This is a genomic window from Microbacterium sp. S1037 (genome assembly GCF_048381605.1).
GTDB classification, from domain to species: Bacteria; Actinomycetota; Actinomycetes; order Actinomycetales; family Microbacteriaceae; genus Microbacterium; species Microbacterium testaceum_B.
In genome coordinates, this window is record NZ_JBLWIG010000001.1 from 1,906,757 (window position 1) to 1,922,163 (window position 15,407).

At 71.4% G+C, this 15,407-nt stretch carries 17 protein-coding genes and 1 riboswitch; of the genes, 7 read left to right on the top strand and 10 right to left on the bottom strand.

What is annotated here, in order from left to right; genetic code table 11:
- Positions 1–47 precede the first annotated feature (47 nt).
- The 6 genes from ACMW4R_RS08490 to ACMW4R_RS08515 form a co-directional block, all read right to left on the bottom strand.
- Entirely contained in the window at positions 48–836 is a 789-nt protein-coding gene (locus ACMW4R_RS08490) for an ATP-binding cassette domain-containing protein (RefSeq protein WP_418299654.1), read from the bottom strand.
- A complete protein-coding gene (locus ACMW4R_RS08495; protein WP_058614049.1) occupies positions 833–1,699 on the bottom strand; it encodes an ATP-binding cassette domain-containing protein in 867 nt (288 codons plus the stop codon). Before ACMW4R_RS08495 ends, ACMW4R_RS08490 begins: the two co-directional genes overlap by 4 nt.
- Positions 1,696–2,565: an ABC transporter permease gene (locus tag ACMW4R_RS08500; protein ID WP_418299655.1), complete on the bottom strand. Its 870-nt coding sequence runs from the start codon at positions 2,563–2,565 to the stop codon at positions 1,696–1,698. The genes ACMW4R_RS08495 and ACMW4R_RS08500 overlap by 4 nt, the downstream gene beginning before the upstream one ends.
- The gene (locus ACMW4R_RS08505; RefSeq protein ID WP_418299656.1) at positions 2,562–3,512 is read right to left on the bottom strand and encodes an ABC transporter permease; all 951 of its coding nucleotides are present in this window, start codon (positions 3,510–3,512) and stop codon (positions 2,562–2,564) included. The genes ACMW4R_RS08500 and ACMW4R_RS08505 overlap by 4 nt, the downstream gene beginning before the upstream one ends.
- Entirely contained in the window at positions 3,509–5,020 is a 1,512-nt protein-coding gene (locus ACMW4R_RS08510) for an ABC transporter substrate-binding protein (protein ID WP_418299657.1), read from the bottom strand. The genes ACMW4R_RS08505 and ACMW4R_RS08510 overlap by 4 nt, the downstream gene beginning before the upstream one ends.
- Before the next feature lie 140 nt (positions 5,021–5,160).
- Positions 5,161–6,078 carry an alpha/beta fold hydrolase gene (locus ACMW4R_RS08515; RefSeq protein WP_418299897.1) on the bottom strand — a complete coding sequence of 306 codons (918 nt, stop codon included), beginning with the start codon at positions 6,076–6,078 and terminating at the stop codon, positions 5,161–5,163.
- A gap of 91 nt (positions 6,079–6,169) precedes the next feature.
- Here ACMW4R_RS08515 and ACMW4R_RS08520 point away from each other — a divergent pair, with 91 nt between their 5' ends.
- The 3 genes from ACMW4R_RS08520 (at position 6,170) to ACMW4R_RS08530 (ending at position 7,906) form a co-directional block, all read left to right on the top strand.
- Positions 6,170–6,658, top strand: a complete 489-nt coding sequence (locus ACMW4R_RS08520; protein ID WP_418299658.1) for a carboxymuconolactone decarboxylase family protein — start codon at positions 6,170–6,172, stop codon at positions 6,656–6,658.
- On the top strand, positions 6,655–7,365 hold the full coding sequence (locus ACMW4R_RS08525; RefSeq protein WP_058596563.1) for a tyrosine-protein phosphatase: 711 nt from the start codon (positions 6,655–6,657) through the stop codon (positions 7,363–7,365). Before ACMW4R_RS08520 ends, ACMW4R_RS08525 begins: the two co-directional genes overlap by 4 nt.
- Positions 7,366–7,441: 76 nt before the next feature.
- Positions 7,442–7,906 carry an SIP domain-containing protein gene (locus tag ACMW4R_RS08530; protein ID WP_058596564.1) on the top strand — a complete coding sequence of 155 codons (465 nt, stop codon included), beginning with the start codon at positions 7,442–7,444 and terminating at the stop codon, positions 7,904–7,906.
- 218 nt (positions 7,907–8,124) lie between these two features.
- Here the strand turns inward: ACMW4R_RS08530 and ACMW4R_RS08535 are convergent, their stop codons facing one another.
- The 4 genes from ACMW4R_RS08535 to ACMW4R_RS08550 form a co-directional block, all read right to left on the bottom strand.
- Entirely contained in the window at positions 8,125–8,580 is a 456-nt protein-coding gene (locus ACMW4R_RS08535) for a hypothetical protein (protein ID WP_058615285.1), read from the bottom strand.
- A complete protein-coding gene (locus ACMW4R_RS08540; protein ID WP_058615284.1) occupies positions 8,577–9,389 on the bottom strand; it encodes an arginase family protein in 813 nt (270 codons plus the stop codon). Before ACMW4R_RS08540 ends, ACMW4R_RS08535 begins: the two co-directional genes overlap by 4 nt.
- 66 nt (positions 9,390–9,455) lie before the next feature.
- On the bottom strand, positions 9,456–10,211 hold the full coding sequence (locus tag ACMW4R_RS08545) for a PspA/IM30 family protein (protein ID WP_058596567.1): 756 nt from the start codon (positions 10,209–10,211) through the stop codon (positions 9,456–9,458).
- Positions 10,212–10,302: 91 nt separating this feature from the next.
- Complete coding sequence (locus ACMW4R_RS08550) at positions 10,303–12,336, bottom strand: TPM domain-containing protein (protein ID WP_058596568.1); 2,034 nt, start codon at positions 12,334–12,336, stop codon at positions 10,303–10,305.
- Between the two features lie 122 nt (positions 12,337–12,458).
- Here ACMW4R_RS08550 and ACMW4R_RS08555 point away from each other — a divergent pair, with 122 nt between their 5' ends.
- From ACMW4R_RS08555 to ACMW4R_RS08570, 4 genes are all read left to right on the top strand, one after another.
- Positions 12,459–13,292 (top strand): DUF3097 domain-containing protein, encoded by an 834-nt coding sequence (locus ACMW4R_RS08555; RefSeq protein ID WP_418299659.1) that lies wholly within the window; start codon positions 12,459–12,461, stop codon positions 13,290–13,292.
- A gap of 56 nt (positions 13,293–13,348) precedes the next feature.
- Positions 13,349–14,074 (top strand): tRNA (guanosine(46)-N7)-methyltransferase TrmB, encoded by a 726-nt coding sequence (gene trmB, locus ACMW4R_RS08560; RefSeq protein WP_418299660.1) that lies wholly within the window; start codon positions 13,349–13,351, stop codon positions 14,072–14,074.
- Positions 14,071–14,931 (top strand): CPBP family intramembrane glutamic endopeptidase, encoded by an 861-nt coding sequence (locus ACMW4R_RS08565; protein WP_418299661.1) that lies wholly within the window; start codon positions 14,071–14,073, stop codon positions 14,929–14,931. The genes trmB and ACMW4R_RS08565 overlap by 4 nt, the downstream gene beginning before the upstream one ends.
- Before the next feature lie 63 nt (positions 14,932–14,994).
- Positions 14,995–15,059, top strand: a riboswitch (guanidine-III (ykkC-III) riboswitch).
- Positions 15,060–15,069: 10 nt separating this feature from the next.
- Positions 15,070–15,393, top strand: coding sequence for a DMT family transporter (locus ACMW4R_RS08570; protein WP_418299662.1), 324 nt, complete (start codon positions 15,070–15,072; stop codon positions 15,391–15,393).
- The last annotated feature ends 14 nt before the right edge of the window (positions 15,394–15,407 follow it).

Consider the following 15,407-nt stretch of genomic DNA (forward strand, 5'->3'; position numbering starts at 1 on the left):
CACGCGAACGCGATGAAACGGCGACGGGGCGCGACCGTCCTCGCCGCTTAGTGCGGAAGCGTCGGAACGGACGCCAACAATTGCCGGGTGTACGCGGCCTGCGGCTGCAAGAGCACCTTCTCGGTCGGTCCCTGCTCGACGACGCGCCCGTCCTTCATGACGACGACCTGGTCGCAGACGTTCTGCACCACACCGATGTCATGCGACACGAGCACGAGCGTCAGGTCTTCTTCCGCGCGCAGGCGGCTGAGAAGCCGCAGGATCTGCGCGCGCACGGTCACGTCGAGCGCCGACAGCGGCTCATCGCCGACGAGGATGCGCGGGCGGTGCACGATCGCGCGCGCCAGGGCGATCCTCTGGCGCTGGCCTCCCGAGAACTCGTGCGGGAAGCGGGTGGCCATGTCAGCCTCGAGACCGACCTGCCCGAGCACCTCGCGCACCCGCGCGCGCCGGTCGCCCTCGATGCCGAGTGCCCAGAGCGGCTCACCGACGATCCGGCCGATGCTCATGCGGGGGTCGAGCGAGGCGTACGGATCCTGGAAGACGATGCCCGTCGCCCGCCGCAGCCAGTGCAGCGAGCGGGCCGACCCGCGCGCGTCGACGGCGCGACCGTCGACCTCGACGGTGCCGGCCGTCGGGACGTCGAGTCCCAACAGCAGGCGGACGAGCGTCGACTTGCCCGATCCCGACTCGCCGATGACGCCCACGGCGGAGCCCGCGCGGACCGTCAGGTCGACGTCGTCGAGACCGATCGTGGGTTCCGGCCGGCCGAAGCCGCGACGGGGTGCGGGGTAGCTGCGCGACAGGCCGCGCGCGTGGATCTGCGTCTCGCTCACGGCGTCTCCTCTCCCGCGGCCGCCTCGCCGTGCGCGCGCGACGGACCGCGCGGATCCGTCGGGGTCCCGGCATCCCGACCAGGATGCTCCGGATGCCAGAGCGTCGCCGTCGCGTCCCGCAGCAGGGCCTTCGTGATCGGGGACGACGGTGCGCGCAGCAGCTCCGAGACCTCGCCCCGCTCGACCACGCGTCCGTGCTCGAGGACGACCGCGTGGGTCGCGACCTGCGCGAGCACCGCGAGGTCGTGCGTGATGAAGACGAGCGACATCCCGGCATCCTGGACCAGTTCGCGCAGCAGCGAGAGGACACCGGCCTGGATGGTCACGTCGAGAGCGGTAGTCGGCTCGTCGGCGATGAGCAGGCGCGGCCGGCACGCGAGGGCCATCGCGATCGCGACGCGCTGGCGTTGACCGCCCGACAACTGGTGCGGGTAGCGCGACACGATGCGCTCGGGGTCGGGCAGGGCCACGCGCCCGGCCTCGGCGACGGCACGCCGGAGAGCCTCACGACGCGAGACCCGCTCGTGGATGCGGACGGACTCGCCGATCTGGCGGCCGACCGTGTGGAGGGGGTTGAGAGCGGTGCGGGGTTCCTGGAACACCATGCCGATGTCGTCGCCCCGCAGGGTGGCGAGGTCGCGATCCGGAAGGCCGAGGATCTCGCGGTCGTTCCAGCGGACGCTGCCGGTGGCGCGAGCGCCGTCGGGGAGAAGCCCGAGGATCGCGAGGGCCGTCAGCGACTTGCCCGAACCAGACTCGCCGATGAGGCCGACGCGGGCGCCGTCGGGCACCTCGAACGAGATCCCGTCGACGACGGCGCGACCGCCGATCTCGACACGGAGGTCGGTCACCCGGAGACTCACGCGACCACCCCCGGCACGTGCGTGCGAGCGGCGGGCGCGCGCTCGGCGAGCGTCGGGTCGGCGGCCTCGCGCAGCGCGTCTCCGAGCAGGTTGAGTCCGAGAACGGTGAGGGTGATCGCGAGCCCCGGCCACACCACGGTCAGCGGATGCACGGCGATGTAGGCCTGCAGGTCGTTGAGCAGCACGCCCCACGAGGGCTGCGTGAGCGGGGCACCGAAGCCGAGGTACGACAGGCTCGCCTCCGCGAGCACGGCGACGGCCATACCCCACGACAACTGCACGATGAAGACGGGAGCGACGTTCGGGAGGAGGTGCCGCGTGAGGTTCTGCCACGTCGTGAGCCCGCTCGCGCGCCCCGCGAGAACGAAGTCGCTCTGCATCACGCGTCGCAGCTCAGGTCGGGTGACGCGCGCGATGTTCACGCCGAAGCCGATCCCGACGGCCCAGATCACGACGGCGAGCGAGCCGCCCCAGACGGCCGAGATCATCATCGCGATGATCAGCACGGGGAAGGCGATGAGGATGTCGACGAGCACCGCGACGCTCTCGCGTATCCACCGCGCCGTGAGTGAGCCGAGGGCGGCGAGGGCGATGCCCAGCACCGAGGCGACGACACCGGCACCCACCGCGACGACGATCGTCGTGCGGGTCCCGGCCATGAGCAGGCTCGCGATGTCGCGGCCGTTGTTGTCGGTGCCGAGGACGTGGGGCCAGGACGGGTCCGACCAGCGCGCACGCGCGTCGACGGCGGCCGGGTCGAACGGCGTCCACACGAGCGAGACCAGGGCGACGACGACCAGCGAGACGACGATCAGGATGCCGAATCTCCCGGTGCCGAGGGCCCAGAGGCGCCTGAGGGTGCTCACGAGGCCTCCCTCTGCCGGGGGTCGATCAGCCGGTGGACGAGATCGACGACGAAGCCGACGACGAGCACGAAACCGGTCAGTGCGAGGAGCTCTCCCTGCACCTTGGGCAGATCGCGCGCCGCGACGTCGGCGACCAGCATGCGTCCCACACCGGGGAGGGTGAACAGCTGCTCGATGACGACGGCCCCGACGATGATGCCGGCGACCTGCAGGCCGAGCACCGTGATGATCGACAGGCCCACGTTGGGTAGGCCGTGGCGCAGCAGCGCCCGCGTCCGGGTGAGGCCCTTCGCGGCCGCCGTGCGCACGTAATCCTGGCCGAGCGCCTGCAGGGTCGCGCTTCGCACGAAGCGGAGGAGCATCGCCCCCTCGACCACGCCGATGGTCACCGCGGGCAGCACGAGTGCTCGGAAGGCGGCCGCCGGGTCTTTCCAGCCCGCGCGGGGGAAGCCCTGCGGCGGGAGCCACCCGAGCCACACGGCGAACACGACGACGAGCATCATGCCCGCCCACACGATCGGAACGGCCGCGAGAGCCTGGGCGCCCACGCTGATCGCGGTGCCGCCCGCGTGCCGACGGCCTAGGGCCGACAGCACTCCGAGGGGGATGCCGACGACGAGCGCCACCGTGAGCGACATCGCCGCGAGGGGCACGGTCACCTGCGCCTTGCTGACGAGCTCGGTCATCACCGGCGTCCCGGTGAGCAGCGAACTGCCGAGATCGCCGCGGAGCAGTCCGCCGATCCAGTCGAGGTACTGCTGCCACAGCGGGACGTTCAGCCCGAGGCTCTCGCGCAACGCGGCGACCTGCTCGGGGCTCGCCTGCGTGCCCCCGACCAGCTGGGCGACATCACCCGGGAGCACGCGGAGCGAGAGGAAGATCAGCGCGCTGGCCACGGCCAGGCCCAGCACGAGCAGGCCCAGCCGTGTCAGCGCGTATCGGATCACTCCGACGAGACCGTCACGCCCGCGAGAGGCAGGCGCACGTTCAGCGAGTTCTTCGGGAAGTTCGACACGTTCGTGCCCACCGCCGTGCGCGGGGCCGAGAGGAACAGCCAGTCGGCGGCATCCTGATCGTCGACGATCTGTGCGGCTTCGGCGAGGAGATCGGACGACTGCTGGTCGTCGGTGCTCGCCAGGGCCTCCGCGTACAGGCGCTGCACCTCGGCGTTGTCGAAGCCGAAGTAATAGGTCGGGTCGGCCCAGTTGCCGAAGTCCCGCGCCTCGACGTGGCGCACGAAGCTCAGGTCGTAGTCGTGGTTGGTGTACACGTCGGTGAGCCACGTCGAGAAGTCGACCTGCTTGACCTGGAGCGTCACTCCCACGTCGGCGTAGGACGACACGAGGAAGGTCGCGAGAGTGCTCGGGTAGACGTTGGGGATCGTCAGCGACAGGTTGAGGTTCTCGGCGCCCGCCTCGGCCAGGAGCTCGCGCGCACGATCGGGGTTGTACGACACGCTGCCCGTGAGGTCTTCGTAGCCGGGGTCGAGCGGGGGGATCGGACCGTTCAGCGGCTGCGCCGTGACCAGCGTTTCGACGAGCGCGTTGTGGTCGACCGCGAGACGCAGGGCCTCGCGCACGCGCTGGTCGTTCAGGGGAGCGCGCTGGTTGTTGAACGCGAGGGTGCCCTTGTCGGTGGTGAGCCCGGACTCGATCGTGAAGTTCCCGGTGCCCTCGATCTGGCCCTGCAGGTCGGGGTCGATCTCGAGCGCCACATCGACGTCGCCGCTGACCGCCGCATTGGTGGCCGCGCTCTGGTCGGGGATGTAGTCGAGCACGACTTCGGCGACTCCCGCCTTGTCGCCCCAGTAGCCGTCGTAGCGGGCGAGCGTGAGGCTCTGTCCCGTGTTCCACGACGCGACGCGGAAGGGACCCGTGCCGTTCTCGGCGGTCTGGAGGTTCGTCGTGTCGCCGTTCTTGAAGATCAGGCCCGCGCGACCCGTCAGCGCGAACAGGAAGTCGATGTTGGGCTTCGCGAGCGTGACGACGACGGTGGACGCGTCGGGGGAGGAGATGGATGCCACGTTCGCGAGATCGGTGCTGTTCTGCACCGTCGCGTCGTCTTTCGCTGTCTGCAGCGAGGTGACCACGTCGTCGGCGGTGAGCGCGCTGCCGTCGTGGAACGTGACGCCCCCACGGAGCGTGAACGTGTACGTCAGACCGTCGGGCGAGACGTTCCACTCAGTGGCCAGGGCGGGCACGATCGCGTTGTTCTCGTCGCCGTTGCGGGTCACGAGGCCCTGGTAGACGTTGTCGACGAGGGCTTGCTCGAGGGCGGCTCCGCTGGTGTGGCGGATGTCGAGGTTCGACGGCTCGAGCGACAGGCGCACCGTGAGAGTGGCGTTCGGGTCGGCCTCGCCGGTCGGGCCGGGCGCGGTGTTCGAGCCCGTGCACGAGGTGAGCAGCAGGGCTGAGATCAGGAGCGCGCTCGTGGCGAGGGCAGTGCGGCGCAGCATTGCGGGATGTCCTTTCGCAGGCCGAAGGCATCCGAGTGCTGTGGATGCCGTGCAGGGGTGCAAACAGCCTACTTTCACCCGTATTCCCCGCACGCCGATGATGACGCCGCGCGACGGAGGATGACGCGGCGCGCAGGACGTCACTGCGCGGACGCGACCTCGCGGATCAGGGCGGCGAGACCGGCGGGGTCTTCCTCCTGGGCGTTGTGTCCGGTCGAGAGGACACGGACGTCGGCGGTCGGCACGCGCCGCACGAGCTCGTCGGCGTCGTCGGCGGTCACGAACCCGCGCTCGCCGCGAATCAGGGTGATCGGGGCGGTGACCTGGGCCACATCGTCCCAGCCCGTCGTCGCGAGCACCGCGCGCACGGCATCCGGGGTCGAGGGATCCGCCCCGGCGTTCACCGCGGCGGCGGCGAGGTGGGCGAAGTGGTGCTTCCACTCGACCCGCCCGTCGGGGCGCACGCGCGAGTTGTGGAACACCCCGCGTTCCGCGGCGGCGCGCGAACCGCCCAGACCGAACGACAGCGCGCGCTCCACCAGCTCGTCGCGCGACGCCCAGTCGGTGGGGCCGGCGAAGAACGCCCGCAGCTGCGCGGGACCGCCGCTCGGATCGATGCCCGGCGTGATGTCGACGACGAGGAGTCGTGCGACGAGATCGGGACGGGATGCCGCGACCGCGCCGCCCGTGAGACCACCGAGCGAGTGGCCGACGAGCGTCTGCGGTCCCTCCGTCCACGTCTCGATGGCGGTCACCACGTCGGGGGCGAGCACGCGGGCGACGTACGCGGCGTCGTCGCGCCACGAGGAGTCGCCGTGCCCCGGGAGGTCGAGCGCGAGCGCGGGCAGCCCGAGGTGCAGCAGCGTCGTGTCCCAGGTGTGGGCGTTCAGCCCCGCGCCGTGGAGGAGGGTCACCGCGGGGGGAGCGTCGCCCCACCGCAGGCCGCTCAGCACGCGACCGTCGTCGAGCGTCAACTGCACGCGTTCGACGGTCGGTGTCGGGCGACCGGCCTCGGCGGCCTGGGCGGGAAGGAACGAGAATTCGTCGACCTCGGGCATGGCATCCACCCTCCCACCCGCGCCCGCGGGCCGCCACCGCGCGTCCGGGGACAGGGGACCGGACAGGGTGAGGTCGCCGTAGGCTGTGGCCATGGGTGAGGAGAAGCGCGTTCATCTGTCGAAGAAGGCCCCCGAGGCGTACGCCGCGCTGCGATCGTTCTCGAGCACCGTCGGGCGGCTCGCCGCCGATGCCGGTGTCGACGCGCGCTTGCGCGAGATCGTGCAGATCCACGCCTCCCAGCTCAACGGCTGCGCGTACTGCGTGCGTGTGCACGTCGACGCGGCGGTCAAGGCCGGCCTCGACGCCGACGCGATCGCGCAGATCGCCACCTGGCGGGAGTCCGGCGTGTTCGACGAGCGCGAGCGGGCGGCTCTCGAACTCACCGAGTCGTTCACCTTCATCCATGAGGACGGCATCCCCGACGACGTCTACGACCAGGCGGGCGGCATCCTGAGCGAAGCCGAGTACGTGGCGCTCTCGTGGATCCTCGTCGCGATCAACGCGTTCAACCGCGTGGCGATCGCGGGACGATACCCCGTCCCGCCGCGCGCGGCTCACGACCACGGGGAGACCGCGTGACGTCGCTGGTCTCGGGGGCGGCGAACTTCCGCGACGTCGGCGGGCTGCCCGCGGGTGACGGCCGGACGCGAGCCGGCGTCCTCTTCCGCTCCGGCAATCTCGTCGCGGTCGACGACGACGGCATCGACACGCTGCGCTCGCTGCGGATTCGCCGCGTCATCGACCTGCGTGACGAGACCGAGCTCGCCCACGCCCCGAGCCGCTTCGACGATCTGCCCGTGGAGGTGCAGCACGAGCCGCTGTTCCTCGGGTCCGTCGACTCGTTCTTCGCCCGTGACGTGACCCTCGACGAGCTCTACGCCGCGATCGTCGACGAGTCCGCCGACCGGGTCGTGGCGGTGGTGCGTGGCATCCTGAGCGCCCAGCCCGTGCTCGTGCACTGCACCGTCGGCAAGGACCGCACCGGGGTGACGGTCGCGATCGCGCTCGCGGCGGCGGGCGTCGACCGCGAGGCCGTGGTCGCCGACTACGCGCGTACCGAGGCCCTCCTTCCACCCGAGCGCAACGCCGCCGTGCTGCGGGCGATCCGGGCGTTCCATCCCGAGAACGTCAACGCCGAGGCCCTGGCCACCCGCTCGCCGGCGCCCGTGATGCGGGCGCTGCTCGCGCGCCTCGACCGCGAGTACGGCTCACCCGCGGGTTACCTCCGTACCCACGGGATGAGCGACGACGAACTTCGACGCCTGCGTGAGGTCCTGATCGACTGAGCGATGCTTCGACGTCGCGATACAAAGCGGGAACTCAGGTTAGGCAACCCTTCTTCGCGGGTATAGTAGGGGCATCATGTCCTTCCCCTCCGAGCACAACGACGCCGCCTGTCGCGCGTCGCGGCACACCCGCGTGCAGCACCTCGTGACCGCCGACGAGACCTCTCTCGCCGAGCTCGAGGCACTGCTGGCGACGCTGCCGATCTGCTCGACGGGGCGCGTGTTCGTCGAGGTCCCCGACGCGTCGTGGATCGGCCGGATCGCGGCTCCCGCGCGCATGACCCTGACCTGGCTCGATCGTTCCCGCCGCGGTGGCGCGCCGGGGACCGGCCGCTGCTGCGCCGCGGGCGAGGCGCTCGTCCGCGCGGTCTCGGGCTGGGCCGGCGAGATGCTGTGCTGCGACGATGACGACACCCGCATCTTCCTGCTGGGCGGGTACCTCGGCACGGCCGAGATCGTCGACGAGCTCGTCGCCCGCCACGGCGTCGACGCGCAGTCGATCCACACGCCCGAGCGCTTCGGCCTCGCGACCGCGCGCTGAGCGCGGCCGAGGATCGGCTCGCTCGCGCGTGATCGGCGTGCCGCGCGCTTTTCGGCGCTGCATAAACGCGATCCGCGCGCATAAACGCGCTGTGCTCGTGTTTCTGTGAGCGGATGGCGTTTATGCGCGTCCGGCGGCGGTGCCGTGCGCCGGCGCGCTGAGCGCAGGGGCGGCGAAGCGCGAGGCGGCGGCACAGCGACGATGCGCGGTCGCGCCGATCAGCTGCCGCGCGGCACGTAGTTGCCCTCGACCAGGCCCGCCTCGATCTCGAAGCGGTTGCGCAAGGGGTCGCGGCCGGCGAGGGCGTAGAGGACCGGCATGAGGAAGCCGTAGCGCTGCCACTGGCGTTTGTGCACGGCCTCGTGGCCGAGCACGGTGTCGGTCGGTCGGGCGTCGCCGGTGAGGAAGCACCCGCCGACGCAGACGCCGCCGCGGGGATACGCCCACGAGGGCAGCCCGCGGAACACCCACAGGCCGTGGCGCTTCTCGACGCGACCGGTGCTCCAGAGGGATCCCCACACCCATCCGACGGTGCAGCCATACCAGTACCCGACGCGGCTGACGGGGGAATCGAGCAGGAAACCGGGAATGAACCGGTCCCAGAAGCGCCCGCGCGCGACAGCCCGGTCGGCGCGCTCTCGCCATCCGGCAGGCGGCCTTGGGACCGGGCTCACGCCAAGGCCCCGATGAGCCGGAGGATGGTCCCCAGGTCGTCGACGGCGGCGGCGGGCGACGACGGCGAGAACTCTGTGAGCGTGGCCCCCGCGAGCGGCACCCGCTCCCGCAGGCGACGAAGGGATGCCACGACGTCGGTCGTGCGCGCACCGAAGGGCTCCGGCAGGGCGACGCCGGTCATCTCCGCCGGGTCGAGCACGTCGAGGTCGACGTGCACGTACACACGGGAGGCTCCGGTCGCCTGCACCGCCTCGGCCAGCACCTCGGGGTCGGCGAGAGCGTCTGGCGCGATGACACGGATGCCGTGCTCGTCGATGAAGCGCTGCTCCTCGGCATCCAGAGCCCGCGTTCCCGCGAGAACGATCCGGGACGGCGAGATCCCGGGTTCGAGGCGGTGAAGGTTCTCGCCCTCGCCGGTGATCGCCCGGAGAACCATTCCGTGGAACGCGCCGCTGGGGGAGGAGGCGGGGGTGTTCAGGTCGGCGTGCGCGTCGATCCAGACCACGGCGAGGTCGTCGGCCGCGACGGGGGAGATCGCGCCGAGGGCTACGCCGCAGTCACCGCCGACGACGATCGCGGGATCGGTACTCGCGCGGACGGCGTCTTCGATCCGCTCGCGCATCCGAATCAGCGCGCTGAGCCGGTGGACGGCGGTGCCCTGGGCGTCGCCGGCCTCGGGCACGGCGTCGAGGACAGTGGTGGAGGCGCGCGGCAGGTCGCCCGCGATCGCCTCGGCTCCGTCGATGAGCTGCATCGCTCGAGAAGACGAAGAGCCCTGCCACTGCGGAGCGACGATGAAACGCGCCATGGGTACCTCCGGAAGAGACCGAGAGTGCACCGCCCGGCGGGCCGGACGATGCACTCTCGGAACAGATCAGACCTGGTCGGGGCTCGGGGCGTCGATCGCGGCGCGCTGCGGGCCGCCGACCTTGAGCGCGGCGAGGCGCGCCTCGACCTCGGTGAGCTCGCCCACGTCTTCGAGAGCGTTGAACTGCGCGTCGATGCTCGAGGCCGCCAGCTCCTGCTTCCCGGCGGCCAGGGCCTCCTGGCGGCGGATCTTGTCTTCGAAGCGGCCGAGCTCGCTCGTCGGGTCGAGGACGTCGATCGAGCGGACGGCGTCGTGCACCTTGTTCTGCGCCTCGGCGACCTTCGCCCGCGCGGTGAGCTCGTTGCGCTTCGCCTTCAGCTGCTCGAGCTTGGTCTTCATGCCGTTGAGGCCGTCTTTGAGCTTGTCGACGACCTCGGTCTGCGCGGCGATGGTCGGCTCGGCGGCCTTGGCCTCGCCCTCGGCGGTGATCTGACGCTGGAGGGCGATCTTGGCGAGGTTGTCGAACTTGTCGGCCTCGGGGATGTTGCCCGACGCGCGGAGCTCGTCGCCCTTGCGGCTCGCGGCGAGGGCCTTGTTGCCCCACTCCGCGGCGGCCTGGCGGTCTTCCTGGTGGTCGCGCTCGAGGAGGCGCAGGTTGCCGATGGTCTCGGCGATCGCCGATTCGGCGTCGGCGATCGAGTTGGAGTAGTCGCGGACGAGCTGATCCAGCATCTTCTGCGGGTCCTCGGCCTGGTCGAGGAGCGCGTTGATGTTCGCGCGGACGAGGGTGGTCATGCGACCGAAGATGGACTGCTTGGCCATGCGGGGGTTCCTTCCTAGGGCGACGATGTCGAGTCTGGTGTCGAATGCTACGAATTTTCTGTGACGGCCGGGATCGGCTTGCGGCGGCGGCTCAGAAGCGCCCGCCTCCGCGGCGCGACCTGCCGCCGCCGCTGCTCCGCGAGCCGCCCGAACGCATGCCGCCACCGCCGGAGCGCGACCGGGAGCCGCCGGAGCGGATGCTCCCACCGAAGCCTCCACCGAACCCTCCACCGAAGCCGCCGCGCGAGCGCGAACCGCCCCCGCCGAGCAGGGAGTTGACGGCGATCCCGCCCAGAATCGCGCCCAGCATGTCGGTTCCGCCGCCGGAGCCGCCCCCGAACCCGCCCACGTCGTTCTGGGCGAGGGAGCCGGCCTCGCCGGAGAGCTGGACCGCGCGCTGAGCGAGCGTCAGCGCCGTCACCGGATCGCTCGCGCGCAGCTGCTCGGCCTGCACGAGGGCGGCGCCGGCTTCGGCCAGACGTGTCCGGGCCGTGGGTCCTACGGCTCCGCGTCGGGCGGCGATGAAGCTCTCTGTCGACGACACCTGCGCGCGCGCCTGAACGAGGGTGCTCTCGAGCTGAGAGGCGGCGCGCCGCTGGCGCTCCGCCGCGTCGCGCGCTTCGGCGAGAACGGCATCGATCGTCGCGTTGGCCTTCTCGAGCGTGCCGAGCGCCCCCAGGGGATCGGAGCGCTCCCCGCCGAGCGAGGCGCGCGCCGCGTTGCGTTGCGCCGTCGCGGCCGCCACGGCTCCCGCGATCCGGCCGTCGGGGTCGGGGAGGGCGCCGGCGGCGGCGATGTCGCCGTCGATCTCGGCAGCGAGGTCGGCGCAGCGCTTCTCCGCGGTCGCCAGGTCGGCGGCCAGGGCCGATACCGCCTTCTCGAGCGTGTCGGCCTGGCTGACGGCCATCTGGCTCGCGCGCAGGGCGACGGCTGCCTCGCCCGTGTCACCCGCGGCGAGGGCGGTCGAGGCCGTCGCGATCTGTTGCGCGGCGAGGTCGAGCCGCGCCCGGGCTTGCGCCGGATTGTCGGCGACGGGGGAGAGGGCGGCGTCGCTGTAGCGCTGGCGGAGTCGCGCGAGCTCGGCCTCGGCGCCGGGGAGCGCGGCTGCGGCCGCGGCGTGCTGCTCCTGCACGCGCGCGAGGGCCTCGGGTGCCTCGGCCTCGAGGGCGCGGAGCTCTTCGAACGCCGACGCCTTGGCATCCAGGGCCTCATCGGCCGACGCGCACAGGCGCAGGATCTCGGTGTACCCCGCGCGGCGCTGTTCGGGACTCTCGGGCGTTTCGTCGTCGAGCTGCTGCGAGATCGTGAAGGCACGGTCGAGATCGGCCTTCGCCTGCGCGAGGACCTCGACGAACGGGGCTGCGGCCTCGTCGCCGAACTGCGCGCGGGCGAACCCGAGCTCTTGCTCGCTGTTCTTGACCGCGTCGTCGGTGGCGACGAGCGCCGACCCCGCCCGCTTCGCGAGATCGTCGATGTCTTCCTCGCGTGACGACGAACCCCCGGATGCCGCGCGCCGACGGCGCAGCCCGAACCACAGCAGGCCGCCGCCGATCGCCAGTACGAGCACGACGAGCAGGACGATGAGCCCGATGTCGGGCCCGCTCCCGGCGGGCGTCGGCGGGGCGGGAGCGGGAGCTGCACGCTCGGCGGCCGTGAGCCCGTCCGCGGCCCTGATCGCCGCCCCTGCCCAGTCACCGTTCGCGAGAGCGGGCTGGACGAGGTCCTGCTCGATGTCGGCCAGCTGGGTCGAGGTCAGGGCGCCGTCATCGACGTCGCCCGACAGGTAATAGGCGCGGCCGCCGACCGAGACGGCGAGCAGGTACTGGTGCGGACCGAGGTTGTTGCGGTTCGCCGTCTCGTTGGCCCAGTCCGCAGCCGCCTCGGGCTGCGTGAACTCGTCGACGTACGCGACCCACATGTCGAAGCCGGTCTCGTTCGTGAGCCGCAGCAACCGGGACTGCACCTCGGCCTCTTGCGCGTTGGTCAGCACGTCGGCCTGATCGAGGACGTAGCTCGACCCCAGCGCGGGCGGGGGGACGGCCGCCGCGGACAGCGGCCACCCGAGCACCCCCGCGGCCAGCACGAGCAGAGCCACCGTCGCTTTCGCGGCACCGGGCTTTCGCATCCCTCCCCCTTCGGCTGCGGACCCGACCACTCTATAAACGACCTCCGACACCGGGGTAGGAGCGGCGCGTCCGCTCTCAGCGCACACGAGCGCCGCATAGGCTCGAATGCTCGGAGGTAGGTATGGACGACCGCTACGGCACCGATGTGCTCGCCCGCGGCTGGCGCGACGCCGGACGAGTGAAGCCCGCCCAGGTGGCGGCATCCGTCGATCTGGTGGTCGAGGTCGCCGGCACGGACTTCGTGGGTGCCGTGACCCGCGTCGAGGGCATGAACGTCGAACTCGAGGACCGCTTCCGCAAGCGCCGGCTCTTCCCCCTCGGCGGAGGCTTCCTCGTGGACGGCAAGCCGGTCGTGCTGACCGCCCCGGCCGCCGCCGCGAAGGGTCGTACGCGCACGGCATCCGGGTCCTTCGCCGTCGACGACCAGCGCGCCCGCACGGCGCGCGCGAGCCGCATCTTCGTCGAGGGCAAGCACGACGCCGAGCTCGTCGAGAAGGTCTGGGGCGCCGACCTGCGCGCCGAGGGCGTCGTCGTCGAGTTCCTCGAGGGCGTCGACCTGCTCGAACAGACCCTGGATGCCGAGCCCCCGACCGCCGAGCGACGCTACGGCGTGCTCGTCGATCACCTCGTCCCGGGCTCCAAGGAGTCGCGCATCGCCGAGAAGATCGCGCGGGGGCGGCACGGCGCCCACGTGCGCATCGTTGGTCACCCCTTCGTCGACGTCTGGCAGTGCGTCACGCCCCGTGCCCTGGGGATCGCCGACTGGCCCGAGGTCCCCCGCTCGATCGAGTGGAAGGTCGGCGTCTGCCGCGCCCTCGGCTGGCCCGCGGAGGAGCAGGCCGACCTCGCCCGCGCCTGGCAGCACATCCTGTCGAGAGTGACCACGTTCCGCGACCTCGAACCGGCCCTGCTCGGCCGCGTCGAGGAACTCATCGATTTCGTGACCGTCCCGTGAGCGGCCGCAAGGTGCCCGTCCGGCACACACCGGAGGGCTCGCCTAGCCTGGACGACATGGATGCCGCCGCCCCCGTCTTCCGCGACAAGCCGGTGTCGTTCGTGCGTCGAAGCGGCCGCATGTCCGAGGCGCAGGACCGCGCGTGGGCCGAGCTCTCGCCGTTCTACCTGCTGCCCGTGGAGCGGGCCGCGGCGGCGACGAGCGTCAAGGCCGGCACCGCCGTCGACCTCGTCCAGGTCTACGGCCGCTCGGCCCGCCTCGTCGTCGAGATCGGCTCGGGGCAGGGCCACCAGATCGTCTCGGCCGCAGCCAGCGACCCCGACACCGACTTCCTCGCGGTCGAGGTCTTCACGGCGGGCCTCGCGCGCACCATGCTCGACGCCGACCGCGAGGGCGTGAAGAACCTCCGCCTCGTCGAGGCCAATGCCCCCGAGGTGCTGGAGCATATGCTGCCCGCGGCATCCGTCGACGAGCTCTGGGTGTTCTTCCCCGATCCGTGGCACAAGAACAAGCACACGAAGCGGCGCCTCGTCGCCCCCGACTTCGCGCGCGTCGCCGCGCGGGCGCTCCGCCCCGGTGGCACGCTCCGCCTCGCGACCGACTGGCAGGACTACGCCGACCAGATGCGCGACGTGCTCGATGAGGCCGATGGCTTCGAGCGGGCGTTCGCGGGGGAGTGGGCCGAGCGTTTCGACGGCCGTGTGCTCACCGCCTTCGAGCGCAAGGGTCTCCGGGTCGGCCGCGACATCCGCGACCTGACGTATACACGGGTCTCCCCGTGACCGCGCACACCGCGGTGCCGGTGCGCGAGCGTTCCACCTGGACGCCGAAGCTCCTCCCGGCGCTGTTGGTGTGCCTCGCCGCCCCGGTGCTGTTCGTCGTCCAGATCGTGTGGCTCGGGTGGCTGCTGCTGGCTCTCGCCGTGGCATCCGCGGTCCTCGTCGACCGCCGCAACGGGGTCGCCCTCGCCCGGAGCGAAGAGCCCAGCATCGCCCGCGACGTGTCACTCGTCGCGATCGGGCAGTTCATCGTCAGCCTGATCCCGTTGCACGCCGAGCTCGACAACGCCGCCTTCGTGCGGTTCACCCTCGCCCTGGGCGGCGCGGTGGTCGTTCCCTACGTCGTTTCGCGTTTCGTCTACCGCGACTATGCGATCCGCTTCCCCTGGCGCGGCGGCGGCCGGTGGACGTGGTGGCAGTGGGCGTGGCTCGCCGGGGTGATCGTGCTGGGGTACCTGATCCTGCCGTTCTACTTCATCACCTCGGGCGTCTACATGAACTGGCCCGTCGTGGACACCCCCGACCTCATCGCGCGCCTGTTCGTGGGCGTCGGCGCGGTCGGCATCTGGGACGAGCTCTTCTTCATCTGCACGGTGTTCGTGCTGCTGCGACGGCACTTCCCCGACCTCACCGCGAATCTCCTGCAGGCGATCGTGTTCGTCTCGTTCCTGTGGGAGCTCGGCTACCAGGCGTGGGGGCCGCTGCTCACCGTGCCCTTCGCGATCGTCCAGGGCTTCCTCTTCCTGAAGACCCGCTCGCTCTGGTATGTCGTGACGGTGCACCTGCTCTTCGACGCCGTGGTCTTCGGCGTGCTCGTTCATGCGCACAATCCGTCGGCGGCATCCATCTTCCTGCTCTGACGCGCGTCCCGGGTGCTGGCGTCGCTGCACGGGCGCTGCCCAGGTGTGTTCTCTACCGTGGGGGGAGGACGCTCGATCGCGTCCCCGGACGAGGGATCAGTACCCGGAGCGCGACAAGACTGGCCAGGGAGCACCGCCATGTCGTGGATCGTCCTCATCGTGTCCGGAATCCTCGAGGCTGTCTGGGCCACCGCGCTCGGCCGCTCGGAGGGATTCACCAGGCTCTGGCCGACCGTCGTCTTCGGCGTCGCGCTCGTGGCATCCATGGGCGGACTCGCGTTCGCGATGCGCGAGATTCCCACCGGTACGGCGTACGCGGTGTGGGTCGGGATCGGTGCGGCCCTCACGGTCGTCTTCGCGATGGCCACGGGCGCGGAGGCGCTCTCGCTGGTCAAGGTGCTGCTCGTGCTGGGGCTCGTCGGCTGCGTCGTCGGCCTCAAGCTGGTCAGTGACACCCACTGACCAGGGACTTTTCT

Bases quoted from the DNA above. Each gene is read 5' to 3' on its own strand.
- ACMW4R_RS08510 (WP_418299657.1), bottom strand. From the start codon at position 5,020: ATGCTGCGCCGCACTGCCCTCGCCACGAGCGCGCTCCTGATCTCAGCC.
- ACMW4R_RS08515 (WP_418299897.1), bottom strand. From the start codon at position 6,078: ATGCCCGAGGTCGACGAATTCTCGTTCCTTCCCGCCCAGGCCGCCGAG.
- ACMW4R_RS08520 (WP_418299658.1), top strand. From the start codon at position 6,170: ATGGGTGAGGAGAAGCGCGTTCATCTGTCGAAGAAGGCCCCCGAGGCG.
- ACMW4R_RS08530 (WP_058596564.1), top strand. From the start codon at position 7,442: ATGTCCTTCCCCTCCGAGCACAACGACGCCGCCTGTCGCGCGTCGCGG.
- ACMW4R_RS08540 (WP_058615284.1), bottom strand. From the start codon at position 9,389: ATGGCGCGTTTCATCGTCGCTCCGCAGTGGCAGGGCTCTTCGTCTTCT.
- ACMW4R_RS08545 (WP_058596567.1), bottom strand. From the start codon at position 10,211: ATGGCCAAGCAGTCCATCTTCGGTCGCATGACCACCCTCGTCCGCGCG.
- ACMW4R_RS08550 (WP_058596568.1), bottom strand. From the start codon at position 12,336: ATGCGAAAGCCCGGTGCCGCGAAAGCGACGGTGGCTCTGCTCGTGCTG.
- ACMW4R_RS08555 (WP_418299659.1), top strand. From the start codon at position 12,459: ATGGACGACCGCTACGGCACCGATGTGCTCGCCCGCGGCTGGCGCGAC.
- trmB (WP_418299660.1), top strand. From the start codon at position 13,349: ATGGATGCCGCCGCCCCCGTCTTCCGCGACAAGCCGGTGTCGTTCGTG.
- ACMW4R_RS08570 (WP_418299662.1), top strand. From the start codon at position 15,070: ATGTCGTGGATCGTCCTCATCGTGTCCGGAATCCTCGAGGCTGTCTGG.